The 17,631-nt window shown below is 69.9% G+C and carries 17 protein-coding genes; 13 read left to right on the top strand and 4 right to left on the bottom strand.

Features of this window, described 5'->3' with window-relative positions; genetic code table 11:
* Positions 1-23: 23 nt before the first annotated feature.
* Both BLU79_RS12500 and BLU79_RS12495 read left to right on the top strand, forming a co-directional pair.
* A complete protein-coding gene (locus tag BLU79_RS12500; RefSeq protein ID WP_093905765.1) occupies positions 24-476 on the top strand; it encodes a RidA family protein in 453 nt (150 codons plus the stop codon).
* Positions 477-516: 40 nt separating this feature from the next.
* Positions 517-1,050, top strand: coding sequence for a GNAT family N-acetyltransferase (locus BLU79_RS12495; protein WP_093905764.1), 534 nt, complete (start codon positions 517-519; stop codon positions 1,048-1,050).
* A 4-nt stretch (positions 1,051-1,054) separates the two neighbouring features.
* Here the strand turns inward: BLU79_RS12495 and BLU79_RS12490 are convergent, their stop codons facing one another.
* A complete protein-coding gene (locus tag BLU79_RS12490) occupies positions 1,055-1,630 on the bottom strand; it encodes an adenylosuccinate lyase (RefSeq protein WP_093905763.1) in 576 nt (191 codons plus the stop codon).
* A gap of 399 nt (positions 1,631-2,029) precedes the next feature.
* On the opposite strand from BLU79_RS12490, the gene BLU79_RS12485 reads away from it, so the two are divergent.
* The 3 genes from BLU79_RS12485 to BLU79_RS12475 all read left to right on the top strand — a co-directional run bounded on the left by BLU79_RS12485 (position 2,030) and on the right by BLU79_RS12475 (position 5,126).
* A complete protein-coding gene (locus BLU79_RS12485; RefSeq protein WP_093905762.1) occupies positions 2,030-3,835 on the top strand; it encodes a 3-hydroxyacyl-CoA dehydrogenase family protein in 1,806 nt (601 codons plus the stop codon).
* Between the two features lie 136 nt (positions 3,836-3,971).
* Positions 3,972-4,784 carry a TetR family transcriptional regulator gene (locus BLU79_RS12480; protein ID WP_218137767.1) on the top strand — a complete coding sequence of 271 codons (813 nt, stop codon included), beginning with the start codon at positions 3,972-3,974 and terminating at the stop codon, positions 4,782-4,784.
* Between the two features lie 123 nt (positions 4,785-4,907).
* On the top strand, positions 4,908-5,126 hold the full coding sequence (locus BLU79_RS12475) for a hypothetical protein (RefSeq protein WP_093905760.1): 219 nt from the start codon (positions 4,908-4,910) through the stop codon (positions 5,124-5,126).
* Positions 5,127-5,254: 128 nt separating this feature from the next.
* Here the strand turns inward: BLU79_RS12475 and BLU79_RS12470 are convergent, their stop codons facing one another.
* Complete coding sequence (locus BLU79_RS12470) at positions 5,255-6,514, bottom strand: NAD(P)/FAD-dependent oxidoreductase (RefSeq protein WP_093905759.1); 1,260 nt, start codon at positions 6,512-6,514, stop codon at positions 5,255-5,257.
* Positions 6,511-7,878, bottom strand: a complete 1,368-nt coding sequence (locus BLU79_RS12465) for an MFS transporter (protein ID WP_093905758.1) — start codon at positions 7,876-7,878, stop codon at positions 6,511-6,513. The genes BLU79_RS12470 and BLU79_RS12465 overlap by 4 nt, the downstream gene beginning before the upstream one ends.
* 164 nt (positions 7,879-8,042) lie before the next feature.
* Between BLU79_RS12465 and BLU79_RS12460 the strand changes: the two genes are divergently transcribed.
* From BLU79_RS12460 to pssA, 8 genes are all read left to right on the top strand, one after another.
* Entirely contained in the window at positions 8,043-9,179 is a 1,137-nt protein-coding gene (locus tag BLU79_RS12460) for a CdaR family transcriptional regulator (RefSeq protein WP_093905757.1), read from the top strand.
* A gap of 418 nt (positions 9,180-9,597) precedes the next feature.
* Positions 9,598-10,941 carry a crotonyl-CoA carboxylase/reductase gene (gene ccrA, locus BLU79_RS12455; protein ID WP_093905756.1) on the top strand — a complete coding sequence of 448 codons (1,344 nt, stop codon included), beginning with the start codon at positions 9,598-9,600 and terminating at the stop codon, positions 10,939-10,941.
* Between the two features lie 17 nt (positions 10,942-10,958).
* Complete coding sequence (locus BLU79_RS12450) at positions 10,959-13,007, top strand: protein meaA (protein WP_093905755.1); 2,049 nt, start codon at positions 10,959-10,961, stop codon at positions 13,005-13,007.
* Positions 13,004-13,963 carry an HpcH/HpaI aldolase/citrate lyase family protein gene (locus BLU79_RS12445; RefSeq protein WP_062716550.1) on the top strand — a complete coding sequence of 320 codons (960 nt, stop codon included), beginning with the start codon at positions 13,004-13,006 and terminating at the stop codon, positions 13,961-13,963. The genes BLU79_RS12450 and BLU79_RS12445 overlap by 4 nt, the downstream gene beginning before the upstream one ends.
* Positions 13,964-13,968: 5 nt before the next feature.
* Positions 13,969-14,481 carry a MaoC family dehydratase gene (locus tag BLU79_RS12440; RefSeq protein ID WP_093905754.1) on the top strand — a complete coding sequence of 171 codons (513 nt, stop codon included), beginning with the start codon at positions 13,969-13,971 and terminating at the stop codon, positions 14,479-14,481.
* 3 nt (positions 14,482-14,484) lie between these two features.
* Positions 14,485-15,690 carry an acyl-CoA dehydrogenase family protein gene (locus BLU79_RS12435; protein WP_093905753.1) on the top strand — a complete coding sequence of 402 codons (1,206 nt, stop codon included), beginning with the start codon at positions 14,485-14,487 and terminating at the stop codon, positions 15,688-15,690.
* A 170-nt stretch (positions 15,691-15,860) separates the two neighbouring features.
* Positions 15,861-16,520: a phosphatidylserine decarboxylase gene (locus BLU79_RS12430; protein WP_003996602.1), complete on the top strand. Its 660-nt coding sequence runs from the start codon at positions 15,861-15,863 to the stop codon at positions 16,518-16,520.
* A complete protein-coding gene (gene pssA, locus BLU79_RS12425) occupies positions 16,507-17,367 on the top strand; it encodes a CDP-diacylglycerol--serine O-phosphatidyltransferase (RefSeq protein ID WP_093905752.1) in 861 nt (286 codons plus the stop codon). The genes BLU79_RS12430 and pssA overlap by 14 nt, the downstream gene beginning before the upstream one ends.
* A gap of 88 nt (positions 17,368-17,455) precedes the next feature.
* Here pssA and BLU79_RS48185 read toward each other — a convergent pair whose 3' ends face one another.
* Positions 17,456-17,623, bottom strand: a complete 168-nt coding sequence (locus BLU79_RS48185) for a hypothetical protein (protein ID WP_177000992.1) — start codon at positions 17,621-17,623, stop codon at positions 17,456-17,458.
* Between the last annotated feature and the right edge of the window lie 8 nt (positions 17,624-17,631).

The following is a 17,631-nucleotide window of genomic DNA, read 5'->3' as shown; positions in this document are numbered from 1 at the left end:
GACCCATGGTCCACCATGGACGCATGAGTGAGCTGACGAGGATTCCCGCCCCCGACGGAGTCGCCCCTGCCGCCCAGTACACGCACGTCGTGCTGGGCACGGGCCGTTTCGTCGCCGTCTCCGGCCAGCTCGCCCTGGACGCGGAGGGCAGGCTCGTCGGCGAGGGCGACCCGGCGGCCCAGGCCCGCCAGGTCTTCGAGAACCTGAGGCGCTGCCTGGTCGCGGCCGGGGCGACCTTCGACGACGTCGTCAAGCTCACCTACTTCGTCACGGACATGGCGCACATGCCCGCCGTCCGCGCGGCCCGCGCCGAGCACATACCCGACGACCGGCTGCCGGCCGCGTCGGCCGTGCAAGTCGCCGGGCTGGTGCGGCCGGAGTTCCTGATGGAGATCGAGGCGTTCGCCGTGGTGCCGGGCTCGCCGAGTTCGCCGAGTTCGCCGAGTTCGCCGAGTTCGCCGAGTTCGCCGAGTTAATGGCAGGCCGACTCGGGTGACCGTTGCCTAGGGTGCCGCCATGGACGACGACCGCATACGCATCCGCCCCATGACCCCGGCCGACTGCGACCGCGTCGCCGAGATCCGCGTCGGCGGCTGGCAGAGCGCCTACCAGAGCCTGGTCCCGCAGTCGTACCTGGACGCCATGAACGTGGCACAAGACGCCGAGCGCCGCCGCGCCTACCTCGCCCAGACCGACGGCAGTGTGGTCGACCTGGTCGCCGAGCTGGCCGGTGAGGTCGTCGGCTGGGCCTGCCACGGCCCGTATCGCGACGGCGAAGTACACACCGAGGACGCCGAGTTGTACGCGATCTACGTGGACTCCGGACGGTACGGCGCCGGCGTGGGCCACGCCCTGCTCCAGGAGTCGCTGCGCCGCTGCACGGCCGCCGGTCACGCCCGGATGCTCCTCTGGGTCCTCAGGGACAACGCCCGCGCCCGCCGCTTCTACGAACGGGCGGGCTTCCTCGCCGACGGCGCCGAGGAGCCCTTCGAGGTGGAGGGCGTCGAGGTGCCCGAGGTGCGGTACGCGCGAGAGCTGCCCGTCGCCTGACGGCTCACCGCTGACCCGGGATCCGCGCCAGCGCCTGTACGGCCGCCTCCGCGAGGGTCGGGTGGGCCAGCGCCTCGTTCAGGACGCGCCTGGCCCGGGTGTCGCCGAGGACGCCGAGGCCCTCCACGCAGGCGAGGGCGACGCGGCGGTGGGGATCGTGCGGGCGCAACCTGCGCTCCAGGGTGGTGATCAGGGCCGGCACGGCCTCGGGGGCGCGCAGGTCGACGAGGAGCCGGACCGGATGCAGGGCGTAGGCGACGCGGAGTTCGTTGGTGGCGAGGGCGGCTGCCGCGCGGGCCGTGCGCGGGTCGCCGAGGCGGGCGAGGGCGTGGGCGGCGGAGGCGCAGCGCTGCGGGTCACGGTGGTTCAGGAGCAGGACGAGGGACTCGAAGGCCCGGCGGTCCCCGGCGAGGCCCAACCGGAACGCGGCCAACTCCCTGGCCCACAGGGGCTGCCCCGGCGCGGTGAGCAGGTCCGCCAGTTCGTCGGCGTCCTCGGTCTCGAGGAGGCGGTCGTACGCGGCCGGCGCCCCGGACTCCTGCCGTAAGCGCTCCGTGAGTGATCGCAACTCTTCGTCCATGAAGCCGAGCGTAGAGGGGTCGGTCGGCGATCGGGACCTACATCACAAACTCGGGGACTAGCGCGCTCGTTACCCACTGGTTAAGCTCATACGAGCGAGTTACCCACTCGCGAACTCCTTGCGGCGGCCTGGTGACGCAGTTGCCGCGAGAAGCAGTCGGTTCGGTACATCAAGTACCGCAGTACGACTCGGCCACGGGACAGGGCCGGTCGGTCATCACCGCTCCTCGGACGTGTGCACGTCCGCAGCGACGGCACCGGGCGTGTGCGCTCGCAGCCCGGCAACACCCGCACTTCCACCGCATCCGGTGCGCTCATGGTTCGGCTTCGACTCCGGTCGGGCCCCCTCGGCGCACCCGGGCGCGCTTCCAGTCGTCACCCTCATCCCTGGAGTCCCGCGATGGCCACTCCCCTGTCCGACACCCCTCTGTCCCCGCTCAAGACCGTTGCCGTCGTCGGCCTCGGCACCATGGGCACCGGTATCACCGAAGTCCTCGCCAAGGCCGGCCGCGAGGTCATCGGCATCGACATCAGCGAGGCCGTGGCCGCCCGGTCCGTCGCCGCGCTGGAGGCCTCGACCGCCCGCGCCGTGGAGCGCGGCCGGCTCACCGAGGAGGAGCGTGCGGAGCTCCTCGCCCGCGTCCGCACCTCCGCCGACCTGGGCGCCGCGGCCGACGCAGACCTGGTCATCGAGGTGGCGCCGGAGTCATACGAGATCAAGCAGCAGATCTTCCGCGAGCTGGACGGGATCGTGCGCCCCGAGACGATCCTGGCGACCGGCACCAACGCCCTCTCGGTCACGCGCCTGGCCGCCGATTCGGCCCGCCCCGAGCGGGTGCTCGGCCTGCACTTCTTCAACCCGGCGCCGGCGATGCGGCTGGTCGAGGTCGTCTCCTCGGTGCTGACCGCGCCGACGGCCGTCTCCGCGGTCACCAACCTCGCCCTGGACCTCGGCAAGGAGCCCGTCGCGGTCGGCGACCGGCCCGGGTTCGTCGCCGACGGGCTGCTGTTCGGCTACCTCAACCAGGCGGCCTCGATGTACGAGGCGAAGTACGCCTCCCGCGAGGACATCGACGCCGCGATGCGGCTGGGCTGCGGACTGCCGATGGGCCCGCTGGCCCTGCTCGACCTGATCGGCATCGACACCGCGCGCAGGGTCCTGGAGGCCATGTACGCCGAGTCGCACGACCGGCTGCACGCCCCCGCCCCGATCCTCAAGCAGCTCAGCGAGGCGGGCCTGACGGGCCGTAAGTCGGGCCGCGGCTTCTACACCTACGAGGCTCCCGGCAGCGCCACCGTCGTGCGGGACGCGCTGACGCCGCTGGAGGGGGACGCCCTCACTCCGGGCCGCGAGGTCCGCTCGGTCGGTGTCGCGGGCTCGGGCACCATGGCGTCCGGGATCGCGGAGGTCTTCGCCAAGGGCGGGTACGAGGTCGTTCTCGCGGCCCGCAGCGAGGAGAAGGCGCAGGCCGCGAAGGCTCGGATCGGCAAGTCGCTCGCCCGCTCCGTCGACAAGGGCCGGATGACCGCCGAGGCCGCCGCGCAGACCCTGGACCGGATCACCGCGGCGGGTTCGTACGACGCGTTCGCCGACGTCGATCTGGCTGTCGAGGCCGTCGCCGAGGACCTGGAGATCAAGCGGCAGCTGTTCGCGACGCTGGACAAGGTCTGCAAGCCGGGCGCGGTGCTGGCGACCACCACCTCCTCACTGCCCGTCGTCGCCTGCGCCCGCGCCACCTCGCGTCCGCAGGACGTGATCGGCATGCACTTCTTCAACCCGGCGCCGGCGATGAAGCTGGTCGAGGTCGTCCGTACGGTGCTGACCGCCGACGACGTCCACGCGACGGTCCGCGAGGTCTGCGGCACGATCCGCAAGCACGCCGTGGACTGCGGTGACCGGGCCGGATTCATCGTCAACGCGCTGCTGTTCCCGTACCTGAACAACGCGATCAAGATGGTGCAGGAGCACTACGCGTCCCTCGACGACATCGACGCGGCGATGAAGCTGGGCGGCGGCTACCCGATGGGTCCGTTCGAGCTGCTGGACGTCGTCGGGCTCGATGTCTCCCTCGCGATCGAGAAGGTCCTGCACCGCGAGTTCCGCGACCCGGGGCTGGCTCCGGCGCCGCTCCTGGAGCACCTGGTGGCCGCGGGCTGCCTCGGCCGCAAGACCGGTCGCGGCTTCCGCGAATATGCCCGGCGCTGACGGCATCGGCGACTGGTTCAGAGGCGACCGGGACTGGGGCGGACTGCTCGACCCGGCCGGAGGGCCCCCGCCCGCCCAGGGCGGGGGAAACCCCGTACATGCGCATCAAGCTGCGGACATGCAGTACGTTCGGGTCATGTCCCAGCCCGCCAGGTCCTCACGTACACCAGCCACGCCCGACGCGCCGGAAAGTGCCGCAGGCAGTCGCGCGGCCGCTCAGCGGCTCAAGATGCGCCGCGAACTGGCGGCCGCGGCGATGGAGCTGTTCGCGACCAAGGGGTACGAGGCGACCACCGTCGACGAGATCGCGGCCGCGGCCGGGGTCGCCCGCCGCACGTTCTTCCGCCACTTCCGTTCCAAGGAAGAGGCGATCTTCCCCGACCACGACGACACGCTGATCCGCGCGGAGGCGGTGCTCAACGCGGCCCCCGCGCACGAGCACCCGCTCGACACCGTGTGCCGTGGCATCAAGGAAGTCATGAAGATGTACGCGGCCCGGCCGGAGATCTCGGTCGCCCGCTACAAGCTCACACGCGAGGTGCCCACCCTGCGTGAGGCGGAGATCGCGTCGGTGGCCCGCTACGAGCGCCTCTTCACCCGCTATCTCCTCGGCCACTTCGACGAGCACGCCCACGACGACGACGCCAACGACGACCCGCTGCTGGCCGAGGTCGCCGCGTCCGCCGTGGTCACCGCGCACAACCACGTCCTGCGGCGCTGGCTGCGCGCCGGCGGCCAGGGCGACGTGGAGACACAGCTCGACCACGCCTTCGCGATCGTGCGGCGGACGTTCGGGACGGGGATCGGGGCCGGCCGGGACACCGCGCCGCGCACGACACCGGCCTCCGTGGCCTCGGAGGGGGAGGTGCTGGTCGCGGTGGCCAGGACCGACGCGCCGCTGGACGAGGTGATGCGGACCATCGAACAGGCGCTGAAGGAGCGGGCGTAGGGCGTCGTTTGCCGTGGGTGTGTCGTAGCTGTGGGTGTGTCAGCGGGAACCATCGTGCCTGCTCATCCGTCCTCCATGTCGAAGCCGGATCATCTTCATCGGGCGCGACGGAAGCGAGTTGTCATGGAGACGAACGACCCGACCAGGCTCGAAGCCACGCTGGCCGACGGGCGGCGCATGACGCTGTCCCTTCCCGCGACGGACGCCAAGTGGGCGGCCGACGGCATCAAGGGGTTGCGCGCCGTCCCGCCGACGCACACCGGCCGGGGCGAGGAGCCTCCGGCTCTGCCCGAGGAGCCGGCGCTGCCGTTGCAGGTGGCTCTGCTCAGTCTGGGAGTCTGAGCGGGCGTCGCCCCCCGGGGTGAGTGGAATCGGGCGTCTGGCGGCTGCGGGCCCGTTGTGGCTGGTCGCGCAGTTCCCCGCGCCCCTTTGGGGCGCGGCTGAACCGCGGCCGACATCACCAGGGCCGCTCAGGCGTCCAGGGACTGCCGCCTACGCCCCGGCGCGAACCGCGCCGCAAGCCCCGGCTCCGCCTCCTCCCTCACCAGCCCGGCCACCAGCCGTCCCGTCGCCGGGGCCAGCATCAGGCCCAGCATGTTGTGGCCGGTCGCCAGCAGGAGCCGGGGGCGGCCCGGCACCGGGCCGATCAGGGGCAGCCCGTCCGGGGTCATCGGGCGCGGCCCCATCCACTCCTGCTCCCGCCGCTCCCAGTCGGCCCCCGGCAGATACGGCCGGGCGGCTGCCACCAGCGCCTCCACCCGGCCCTGCCGGAAGCGGTCCGGATCCCGGTCGAACTCCATCGTCCCGGCGACCCGCAGCCCTTTGCCCAGCGGCGCCAGCACCGCCTTCGCGGACCCCAGGTGCACCAGCCGCTTCGGCAGCGACTCGGCCGGCACCGTGAAGCTGTAGCCCTTCCCGGCGGCCATCTCGATCCGTACCCCCGCCGAGGCGCACACCTCCCGGGACCAGACGCCCGCGGCGATGACCACGGCGTCCGCGTGGTAGGTCCCCGCGGTCGTACGGACCTCCACGCGCTCGGCACCGTCCCGCACCGCCGTGACCCGGGCGCCCTCCACCAGCTCGGCCCCGTCCCGCCGCAGCCGCTCGGCCAGCGTGTCCACGAACTGCCCGGGATCCACGGCCCATTGACGCTCCACCAGGAACCCGGCCCGGGCGGCGGGCCCGAGCGCGGGCTCCGCCTCGGCCAGCGCCGCGCCCCGCAGCACCCCCTCGGGAGCGACCGGCGCGCCGAGCCGGCGAAAGCCCGCCAGCCCGTGCGCCGCGTCCTCGTACGACGGGTAGGCGAACAGGAAGCCGTCCTTCCCGGCCCCGCCGTCCACACCGAGCGCCTCCAGTTCCTCGAACATCTCGAAGGTGCCCTCGGCGAGGGCGGCGAGCGCGGCTGCCCCGGCGGTGTGGTGCCGGGCCGTACTGCGCAGCCCCAGACCGGCGAGGAAGCGCAGCAGCGGGATGCTCGGCACCGGGTTGATCCACAGCGGGCTGTCCGGCCGGAAAACGCCGGTCAGCGCCTTGGCCGCGACGCCGGGGGCGCCGAGCGGTTCGACGAGGTCGGGGCAGATCTCGCCGGCGTTGCCGCGTGAGGCACCGCTGCCGAGCCGGTCCCGTTCCAGGACGGTGACCGTGAGGCCGGCCCGGCCGAGGTGGTGCGCGCAGGCCAGGCCGACGACGCCACCGCCGGCGACGAGGACCGAGGAGGGCGACGGGCTCACGAAGGCTCCTTAACAGAAGGCTCCTCAACAGTGGGCAGGTCGGCAGACGCGGCGCTCCCGTCACCGCTCGACTCCGCGAGGCTCTTGCCGCTGGTCTCGGGGGCGAGCCGGTACGACACCAGCCAGCCGAGCCCGCAGATCAGCGCGCCGAGGAACATGGCGAGCCGGGTGCTGTGGCCGAGGACCACCGGGGCGCCCCAGGTGCCGATGGCGGCGCCGATGCGGCTGGCGCCGGTGGCGAAGCCGTTGGCGGTGGCGCGCACACCTGTCGGGAACAGTTCGGACGGGTAGACCGCCTGGAGGCACTGGCTGGAGAAGGACGCGAGGCCGAACACCGCGAACAGGGTGATGACGGCCGCCGGCCCCGGATCGGCGAGTGCGGACAGCACCAGCAGGGGCACGGCGGACAGGGCGAAGCTCCACAACAGCAGTGGTCTGCGGCCCTTGTTGATGAACAGGATCCCGGAGAGGGAGCCGAGGATGTAGAAGATCTGCAGCGCCACCGAGCCGAGGTAGGCGCTGTCGCCGTGGTCGAGTCCGAGCGAGGTCAGGATCGTCGGCTCGTACGTCGTGATGGCGTAGATGGGCAGCAACTGGCAGGCCCAGAAGGTGCCGACGAAGATCGTGCGGCGCAGGTAGACACCCTGGAAGATGTCGGTGTAGCGGCTGCGGGTCGTGGTCTCGGCCTCCAGGTCGGCCAAGTCTGCGTCGGGGCCGAGCATTTGGCGCACCACCTGGCGGGCCTCCGCCGTCCGCCCCTTGCTCATCAGCCAGCGCGGCGACTCGGGCGTGCCGAAGCGCAGCAGCAGGATCAGCGCGGCCGGTATCGCGCTGCTCGCCAGCATCCAGCGCCAGTCGTCCAGGCCGGAGCGCAGCATCAGATAGCCGACGACGTACGCGGTCGCCGCGCCCACCGACCACATGGTGACCATGACGACCAGCAGCGGACCCCGCGACGTGCGCGGCGCGAACTCGGAGGCGATGGTGCCGGCGATGGCGAAGTCGGCGCCGATGGCGATGCCCATCGCGAACCGCAGCAGGGTCAGTGTCCAGGCGTCGGGCGCGAAGTACTGCGCCACGGACAGCGCGATGAAGGCGGCGATGTCGAAGAGGTAGACCTTCTGGCGGCCGACCCGGTCGGTGACGTACCCGAAGACGAGCCCGCCGACGAACATGCCGATCAGCGTGGCCGAGCCGACGAGGCCCGACATGGTGGAGCCGAGGTCGAAGTCGCTGGTGATGAGCGGCAGCGCGACGCCGATGATGCTGAGGATGTAGCCGTCGCAGAACTCGCCGCCACCCGCGTACAGGGTGATCAGCCAATGGGTTCTGGTGGGCCGGGACTTCTCCAGTGATGCGGGCATGACCGTCTCCTGGGGATCCTGGGGAGGGGGACAGTGAAGCTGGGGTGGGGAGGGTGCGGGCCGCCCGTTGACGGAAGAAGGTATGGATCCCGGCGGCCGGCGTCATCGTACGAAGTGCACGATCAGCCTCCCGAGTTCACGGTCGGCGCCTGTACCTTCCGTACATGGCAGCCGGCTACGTCCTCACCCCCGAGCTCGCCCAGGAGATCGCCTGCGACATCGGGCGCATCACCGGCTTCAACGTGCTGATCACGGATCGCGAGGCGGTCGTCATCGGCTGCGGGGACACCGACCGCCTGGGCACGGTCCACGAGGCGTCGTACGAGGTGCTGCGCGACCGGCGCCCCGCCACGCACACCGCCGAGCAGGCGCGGCGGATGCGCGGGGTGCTGTCGGGGATGAGCCTGCCGATCACGGTCGGCGCGGAAGCCGTGGGCACCGTCTGCCTCACCGGCGACCCGGACGAGGTACGGCGCTTCGGGCTGGTCGTCCAGCGGCAGACCGAGATCCTCCTGGAGGAGGCGGCCCTGCTGCGCTCCCGGCTGCTGCACGAGCGGGCGGTCGACGACTGCGTACGGGACATCGCGCTGTACGACCCCGAGGTCGTCGACGCCGAGACGGTCGAGGCACGGATGGCCGAGCTGGGGGCCGATCCGAGGTTGCCGCGCACCGCGGTGGTGCTGGACGTGCGGGCGGGCGGGGTGTCGCGGATGTCGCTGCTGCGGACGGTACGGGAGGTGTTCGGCTCCGCTCAGGACGTGACCGGGGAGCTCGCCGCCGGGCGGTACGCCGTCCTGCACGCCTCGACCGGCGGCCCGGCGCGGCTCGTCGAGCGGTGCTCCGCGCTGGTCGAGCGCCTCGGGGAGCGGCACGGAGCCGAGGCGCGGGCGGGGATCGGCGAACCGGGCCGGGGTGTCGCGGGGCTGCACGACTCGTACCGGGACGCGGCGCTGGCACTGCGTGCCGGGCCCCGGCTGGAGCCGGACGGTCGCGTCTTCGCCGTGGCCGACCTGCGCGTGCCCCAGCTGGTGGCCTCGGCCGTGCGGCAGGAACGCGCCCGGTACGCGGCCGCCGTCCTGTCGGGACTGCGTGAGCGGGAGGACTGGCCCGTGCTGCGGGAGACGCTGATCGCCTGGGCGGAGGGCGGATTCCAGCTCGTCCGGACCGCGGAGCGCCTCGCCGTCCATCGCAACACCCTGCTCTATCGGCTGACGAAGATCGAGGAGCTGAGCGGGCGCGAGGTGCGGGAGCCGCGTACCGCGATGGCCATGTACCTGGCATGTCTGGCCGATGCCCTCTAGGCGATCGAATGGCTCCATGGCGACCGCATGACTTCTCGATGGCCGGCTGGTGACCGATAGAGCCCGATTAGCACCTACTCACAGGTAACTTTGATCGATCATCGCTCATTTGTTACGTAAAGATTTCATCTGAGAGCAGGTTCTGGCACTCAGTGCCTTGCCAGGTGACACGCGGTGTCATACGTTGAAAGAGTCCGGGCGGCCGGCGTGCAGAGACCTTTCGTACGCCGGCTGTCCCCGCAAGCTCCTCCCGGGGCCTGCGCGCCCGGGCGCCTGCGTCACAGGCAACCTCCCGCGCCACAAAGCGCTGCCGAACAGCACAGATCGCCGAACCGACGGCAACCCCAAAAACCCTCAGCAGCACCGACGTAACCCTCAGCACCCCTCCCTCAGGGTGCGTATCGCCGGAGGCAACACCGTGACCGTGAAGGACATCCTGGACGCGATCCAGTCGCCGGACTCGACGCCGGACGACTTCGCCGCCCTGCAGCTCCCCGAGTCGTACCGCGCGATCACCGTGCACAAGGACGAGACGGAGATGTTCGCGGGCCTGGAAACCCGCGACAAGGACCCGCGCAAGTCGATCCACCTCGACGACGTGCCGCTGCCCGAGCTCGGCCCGGGCGAGGCCCTGGTGGCCGTCATGGCCTCCTCCGTCAACTACAACTCGGTGTGGACGTCGATCTTCGAGCCGCTGTCCACCTTCGGGTTCCTGGAGCGCTACGGCCGCACCAGCGAGCTGGCCAAGCGCCACGACCTGCCGTACCACATCATCGGCTCCGACCTCGCGGGCGTCGTCCTGCGCACCGGCCCGGGCGTGAACTCCTGGAAGCCGGGCGACGAGGTCGTCGCGCACTGTCTGTCGGTCGAGCTGGAGTCCTCGGACGGCCACAACGACACGATGCTCGACCCCGAGCAGCGCATCTGGGGCTTCGAGACCAACTTCGGCGGCCTGGCGGAGATCGCGCTGGTGAAGTCCAACCAGCTGATGCCGAAGCCGGACCACCTGTCCTGGGAGGAGGCCGCCTCCCCGGGTCTGGTCAACTCCACCGCCTACCGCCAGCTGGTCTCCCGCAACGGCGCCGGCATGAAGCAGGGCGACAACGTCCTCATCTGGGGTGCGTCCGGCGGACTCGGCTCCTACGCCACGCAGTTCGCGCTGGCCGGTGGCGCCAACCCGATCTGTGTCGTCTCCAGCCCCCAGAAGGCCGACATCTGCCGGGCGATGGGTGCCGAGGCGGTCATCGACCGCAACGCCGAGGGCTACAAGTTCTGGAAGAACGAGCACGAGCAGGACCCGCGCGAGTGGAAGCGCTTCGGCAAGCGCATCCGCGAGCTCACCGGCGGCGAGGACGTCGACATCGTCTTCGAGCACCCCGGCCGCGAGACCTTCGGTGCCTCCGTCTACGTCACGCGCAAGGGCGGCACCATCGTCACCTGCGCCTCCACCTCGGGCTACAACCACGAGTACGACAACCGCTACCTGTGGATGTCGCTGAAGCGGATCATCGGCTCGCACTTCGCCAACTACCGCGAGGCCTGGGAGGCCAACCGGCTCATCGCGAAGGGCAAGATCCACCCCACCCTGTCGAAGGTCTACTCCCTGGAGGAGACCGGCCAGGCCGCGTTCGACGTGCACCGCAACCTCCACCAGGGCAAGGTCGGCGTGCTCTGCCTGGCCCCCGAGGAGGGCCTCGGCGTGCGCGACGAGGAGATGCGCGCCAAGCACATCGACGCCATCAACCGCTTCCGCAACATCTGAGACACCCGGGGTCATAGATGACTGAGCGTCAGCCCGCCGAAGGCAAGCGGGAGAAGGACCGGCCGTGGCTCATGCGCACGTACGCCGGTCACTCCACGGCCGAGGCGTCCAACGAGCTGTACCGGCGCAACCTCGCCAAGGGCCAGACCGGTCTGTCGGTCGCGTTCGACCTGCCGACCCAGACCGGCTACGACTCCGACCACATCCTCGCCCGCGGCGAGGTCGGCCGGGTCGGCGTGCCGGTGGCGCACCTCGGTGACATGCGCCGGCTGTTCCAGGACATCCCCCTGGAGCAGATGAACACCTCGATGACGATCAACGCCACCGCCATGTGGCTGCTGGCGCTCTACCAGGTCGTCGCCGAGGAGCAGGGCGCCGACATCACCAAGCTGCAGGGCACGACCCAGAACGACATCGTCAAGGAATACCTGTCGCGGGGAACCCATGTCTTCCCGCCGGGGCCCTCACTCCGGCTGACGACGGACATGATCGCGTACACGGTCTCCCACATCCCGAAGTGGAACCCGATCAACATCTGCAGCTACCACCTGCAGGAGGCGGGCGCCACGCCGGTCCAGGAGATCGCGTACGCGATGTCCACCGCGATCGCGGTTCTCGATGCCGTACGCGATTCAGGGCAGGTCCCCGCCGAGAAGTTCGGGGACGTCGTGGCCCGTATCTCCTTCTTCGTGAACGCGGGCGTCCGCTTCATCGAGGAGATGTGCAAGATGCGGGCGTTCGGGCGGATCTGGGACAAGGTCACGCGCGAGCGGTACGGCATCGAGAACCCCAAGCAGCGCCGCTTCCGGTACGGCGTCCAGGTCAACTCCCTCGGTCTGACCGAGGCGCAGCCGGAGAACAACGTCCAGCGGATCGTCCTCGAAATGCTGGCCGTGACCCTCTCGAAGGACGCACGCGCGCGTGCCGTGCAGCTGCCCGCCTGGAACGAGGCACTGGGCCTGCCCCGGCCCTGGGACCAGCAGTGGTCGCTGCGCATCCAACAGGTCCTGGCGCACGAGAGCGACCTGCTGGAGTACGAGGACATCTTCGAGGGCTCGCACGTCATCGAGACGAAGGTCGCGAAGCTCGTCGAGGAGTCGCTCGCCGAGATCGACCGGATCCAGGAAATGGGCGGCGCGATGGCCGCCGTCGAGTCGGGCTACCTCAAGTCGCAGCTCGTCTCCTCGCACGCCGAGCGCAGGGCTCGTATCGAGTCCGGCCGGGAGAAGATCATCGGCGTCAACATCTTCGAGACGACCGAACCGAACCCGCTGACGGCCGACCTGGACACCGCGATCCAGACGGTGGACCCGGCGGTCGAGGCCCGGGTCATCGCGGGGCTGCAGAACTGGCGCGACACCCGCTACCAGCCGCCCTTCAACCACCCGCGCCCCTGCAAGGCGCTGGAGAGGCTGAAGGAGGCCGCCAAGGGCACCGCCAACCTCATGGAGGCCACCCTGGAGTGCGCCCGCGCCGGCGTCACGACCGGCGAGTGGGCCGGGGCCCTGCGCGAGGTGTTCGGGGAGTTCCGGGCGCCGACCGGGGTCTCGTCGGCCCCGGTGGCCATCCCCGCCGAGGAGGGCTCGGCCCTGAGCGAGGTCCGCCGCAAGGTCGACCGCACGGCTCAGGACATGGGCGTCGGCAAGCTGCGCTTCCTGGTGGGCAAGCCGGGCCTGGACGGGCACTCCAACGGCGCCGAGCAGATCGCCGTGCGCGCGCGTGACGCCGGCTTCGAGGTGGTCTACCAGGGCATCCGGCTGACGCCCGAGCAGATCGTGGACGCGGCCCTCGCGGAGGACGTGCACGCGGTCGGCCTGTCGATCCTCTCCGGCTCGCACGCCCAGCTGGTGCCGGACGTCCTGGAACGGCTCCGTGTGGCCGGTGCCACAGATATACCCGTGATCGCCGGTGGCATCATCCCGAATGGTGACGCCGAGCAGCTCCGGGCCGCCGGAGTGGCCGCCGTCTTCACCCCGAAGGACTTCGACATCACCGGAATCATCGGCCGCATCGTCGACGAGATCCGGAAAGCGAACAAGCTCGACCCCCTGGAGGTCCCCGCATGACCGTCAACCGTCTCCGCCCGCGGCGCTCCTGCCTGGCAGTGCCGGGCTCGAACCCGCGCTTCCTGGAGAAGGCTCAGGGCCTCCCGGCGGACCAGGTCTTCCTCGACCTGGAGGACGCGTGCGCCCCGCTCGCCAAGCCGGAGGCGCGGCACACCATCGTCAAGTTCCTCAACGAGGGTGACTGGACGGGCAAGACACGGGTCGTGCGCGTCAACGACTGGACGACCGAGTGGACGTACCGCGACGTCGTCACGGTCGTCGAGGGCGCCGGCCAGAACCTCGACTGCATCATGCTGCCGAAGGTGCAGACGGCCCAGCAGGTCGTCGCGCTGGACCTCCTCCTCACCCAGATCGAGAAGACGATGGGCTTCGAGGTCGGCAAGATCGGCATCGAGGCGCAGATCGAGAACGCCCAGGGCCTGAACAACGTCAACGAGATCGCGACGGCGTCCCAGCGCGTCGAGACGATCATCTTCGGCCCGGCCGACTTCATGGCGTCCATCAACATGAAGTCGCTGGTCGTGGGCGAGCAGCCGCCCGGCTACCCGGCGGACGCCTACCACTACATCTTGATGAAGATCCTGATGGCCGCCCGTGCCAACAACCTCCAGGCGATCGACGGTCCCTACCTGCAGATCCGCAACATCGACGGCTACCGCGAGGTCGCCCAGCGTGCCGCGGCCCTCGGTTTCGACGGCAAGTGGGTGCTGCACCCGGGCCAGGTCGAGGCGTCCAACGAGATCTTCTCGCCGTCCCAGGAGGACTACGACCACGCCGAGCTGATCCTGGACGCGTACGACTACTACACGTCCGAGGCGGGCGGCAAGAAGGGCTCGGCGATGCTCGGCGACGAGATGATCGACGAGGCCAGCCGCAAGATGGCCCTGGTCATCTCCGGCAAGGGCCGCGCCGCCGGCATGCAGCGCACGAGCAAGTTCGAGATCCCGGAGGCCTGAGCGCGATGCAGTTCGGACGCACCTACGAGGAGTTCGAGGTCGGGGCGACGTACAAGCACTGGCCGGGCAAGACGGTCACGGAGTACGACGACCACCTGTTCTGTCTCCTCACCATGAACCACCACCCGCTCCACATGGACACCAACTACGCCGAGAAGACAACGGACTTCGGCAAGAACGTGGTGGTTGGGAACTACATCTACTCGCTGCTCCTCGGCATGTCCGTGCCGGACATCTCCGGCAAGGCGATCGCCAACCTGGAGATCGAGTCGCTCAAGCACGTGGCGCCGACCTTCCACGGCGACACGATCTACGGCCAGACGACGGTGCTCGACAAGTGGCCGTCCAAGTCGAAGAACGACCGCGGCATCGTCTACGTCGAGACCAAGGGCTACAAGCAGGACGGCACGCTGGTCTGCGTGTTCCGCCGCAAGGTCATGGTCCCCACCGAGACCTACATCAAGGAGCGCGGCGGCGAGCAGCCCGGCCGCCCCGAGCTCAAGTCGCAGGAGAAGTAAGCCATGGCCCGTCTCGCCCAGACCGCCGGTCTGACCGACATCCAGCAGGAGATCCTCTCCACCGTCCGCGACTTCGTGGACAAGGAGATCCTCCCGGTCGCGACCGAGCTGGAGCACCGCGACGAGTACCCGCAGCAGATCGTCGACGGCCTCAAGGAGTTGGGCCTGTTCGGCCTGATGATCCCGGAGGAGTACGGCGGTCTGGGCGAGTCGCTCCTGACGTACGCCCTCTGCGTCGAGGAGATCGCCCGCGGCTGGATGTCGGTCTCCGGCATCATCAACACCCACTTCATCGTGGCGTACATGCTCAAGCAGCACGGCACGCAGGAGCAGAAGGACCACTTCCTGCCGCGCATGGCGGCGGGCGACATCCGCGGCGCCTTCTCGATGTCGGAGCCGGCCCTGGGCTCCGATGTGTCGGCCATCACGTCGAAGGCGGTGAAGGACGGCGAGGAGTACGTCCTGAACGGCCAGAAGATGTGGCTGACGAACGGCGGAACCTCGTCTCTGGTCGCCGTACTCGTCCGAAGTGACGAAGGACACCCCGAGGGGACCGCGCCCCACAAGTCGATGACGACCTTCCTGGTCGAGAAGGAGCCCGGCTTCGGGGAGGTCCGCCCGGGCCTCACCATCCCCGGGAAGATCGACAAGATGGGCTACAAGGGCGTCGACACGACCGAGCTCATCATGGACGGCCTGCGAATTCCGGCCAATCGGGTGCTCGGCGGCGTCACCGGCCGCGGCTTTTACCAGATGATGGACGGCGTCGAGGTCGGCCGCGTCAACGTGGCGGCGCGTGGCTGCGGAGTCGCTCAGCGTGCCTTCGAGCTCGGCGTCCGGTACGCCCAGCAGCGACACACCTTCGGCAAGCCGATCGCCCAGCACCAGGCGATCCAGTTCAAGCTGGCCGAGATGGCTACCAAGGTCGAGGCCGCCCATGCCATGATGGTGAACGCGGCACGCAAAAAGGACTCCGGGGAACGAAACGACCTCGAAGCAGGGATGGCGAAGTACCTCGCCTCCGAGTACTGCAAAGAGGTCGTCGAGGACGCCTTCCGGATCCACGGCGGCTACGGCTTCTCCAAGGAGTACGAGATCGAGCGCCTCTACCGTGAGGCTCCGATGCTGCTGATCGGTGAAGGTACTGCCGAGATCCAAAAAATGATCATCGGTCGCCGGTTGCTCGAAGAGTATCGGTTCCAGGGCTGATTGTCCGGATACGGGGTGTTTTCTTGGAGAAGAAGATCACACCCCGTCAACACTCTTCGGCGGCCGACTCGGCTTCCTGGCTTGCCCAGTTGTGGCCCGCGACCGGTACGATCCCGGGAAAGCCGCCGTCCCCTGATACCGCGCGGCATCATCCGCTACGAAGGTCATCCATGCCCCACAGCCAAACCTCTGCACCACGCGACAGCCAGGTCGGCGGCGTACGCCTCGCGCGCGGAGCATCGCCGTGGCTTCTCCCGACCGTCGCCACCGCAGCCGTCAGCCTGCTGCGCGCACGCCGCTCCGGCGTCGCCAAGGCCGTCGCCGTGCCCGCCACCGCTCTCGCGGCGGGCATGCTGTGGTTCTTCCGCGACCCCGAGCGCGAGATCGCCCAGGGCCGGGTCATCTCGCCCGCCGACGGTGTGGTGCAGAGCATCATGCCGTGGAAGGACGGCCGCACCCGCGTCGCGATCTTCATGAGCCCGCTGAACGTCCACGTCAACCGTGCGCCGCTCTCCGGCACGGTCACGTCCGTGGAGCACATCCCGGGTGGCTTCGTCCCGGCGTTCAACAAGGAGAGCGAGAACAACGAGCGCGTAGTCTGGCATTTCGACACCGAACTCGGCGACATCGAGATGATCCAGATCGCCGGCGCGGTGGCCCGTCGCATCGTGCCCTACATCCCGCAGGGCACGAAGGTCGAGCAGGGCGACCGCATCGGTCTGATCCGCTTCGGCTCGCGTGTCGACATCTACCTGCCCGAGGGCGTGGAGGTCGCGGTCGAGGTCGGGCAGAAGACCGTGGCTGGGGTGACTCGCATTGACCGTGATTGATCCTGAGACTCAGCCTGGCTGGGTGCCCGACGCCGACGAGGCGGACGAAGAGGAGGAGATGCCCCTCTCTCTGCGTCTGTCGATAGCGGACACCCTCACTCTCGGCAACGCGACGTGCGGCTTCATGGCGGTGTACTTCACCACCACCGGCATCCTGATCCCGCACCTCACGGGTGACGATTCGGGCATGGCCCGCAACAGCGCCGCCACGGCCGTGATCCTGATGCTGTGCGCGGCCGTCTTCGACCTGTTCGACGGCCTCGTCGCCCGCAAGCTGCGGTCGTCGCCGATGGGTGCGGAGCTGGACAATCTCTCCGATCTGATCAGCTTCGGGCTGGCGCCCGCGTACTTCGTGCTCGTGTACGGCATGGTCGCGAGGGACGCGCACGAGCGGGTCGCGGCGGCGGGCGCGATCGTCGTGCTGTTGGCGGTGGTGCTGCGGCTTGCCCGCTTCTCGTGCGTCACCGTGAAGGACGGCACCTTCCAGGGCATGCCGTCGCCCTTCGGCGCACTCACGGTCGTCTCGATCGTGCTGCTGGAGCTGCCGTTCGAGGCGACCCTGCTGGCGGTCGTCGGTACCGCGTGGCTGATGGTGAGCCGGGTCGAGTACCCGAAGCCGCGGGGCATCCTCGCGGTGGCCGTGCTCTGCTGGATCGTGTCGGCCATGGGCATGCTGGCGGCGTGGGCGTTCGACGCGCCGGGCGGACAGGTACTGCTGCAGACGGGCTGCGCGCTGCAGATCGTGATGGCAGCGACGATCCCGCTGTTCGCCACGGCACGCCGGGTGAACACCTTCCGTGGCAACCGGCGCGAGAGCCGCGAGGCACGGGCGGCGCAGATCCCGTAGCTCGGCTTGTACGTGCCCGAGGGGCCCGGACCGAATCACGATTCGGTCCGGGCCCCTCGGGTTTTCCCGCGGCAGCATCCTCGATGACCTACCGGTCCGGTCGGAGCCGCTTGTACTCCGACACCGGCCGGGCCACCTCCGGCATGTCGGTGAGCAGCCGGGCCAGGCCAATCTGCGGCGCGGCCGGCAACAGCAGAGCGCCGAGAGCGCCGATGGCCGACACGATCGTCAGGATCATCGGCTGGGCGGCTGCCACGGCCGCCG

Origin of the sequence: Streptomyces sp. cf386 (assembly GCF_900103585.1) — a bacterium.
Taxonomy (GTDB): Bacteria; Actinomycetota; Actinomycetes; order Streptomycetales; family Streptomycetaceae; genus Streptomyces.
The sequence above is the reverse complement of the archived record's forward strand: the minus strand, read 5'-3'. Positions and strand labels throughout refer to the sequence as shown.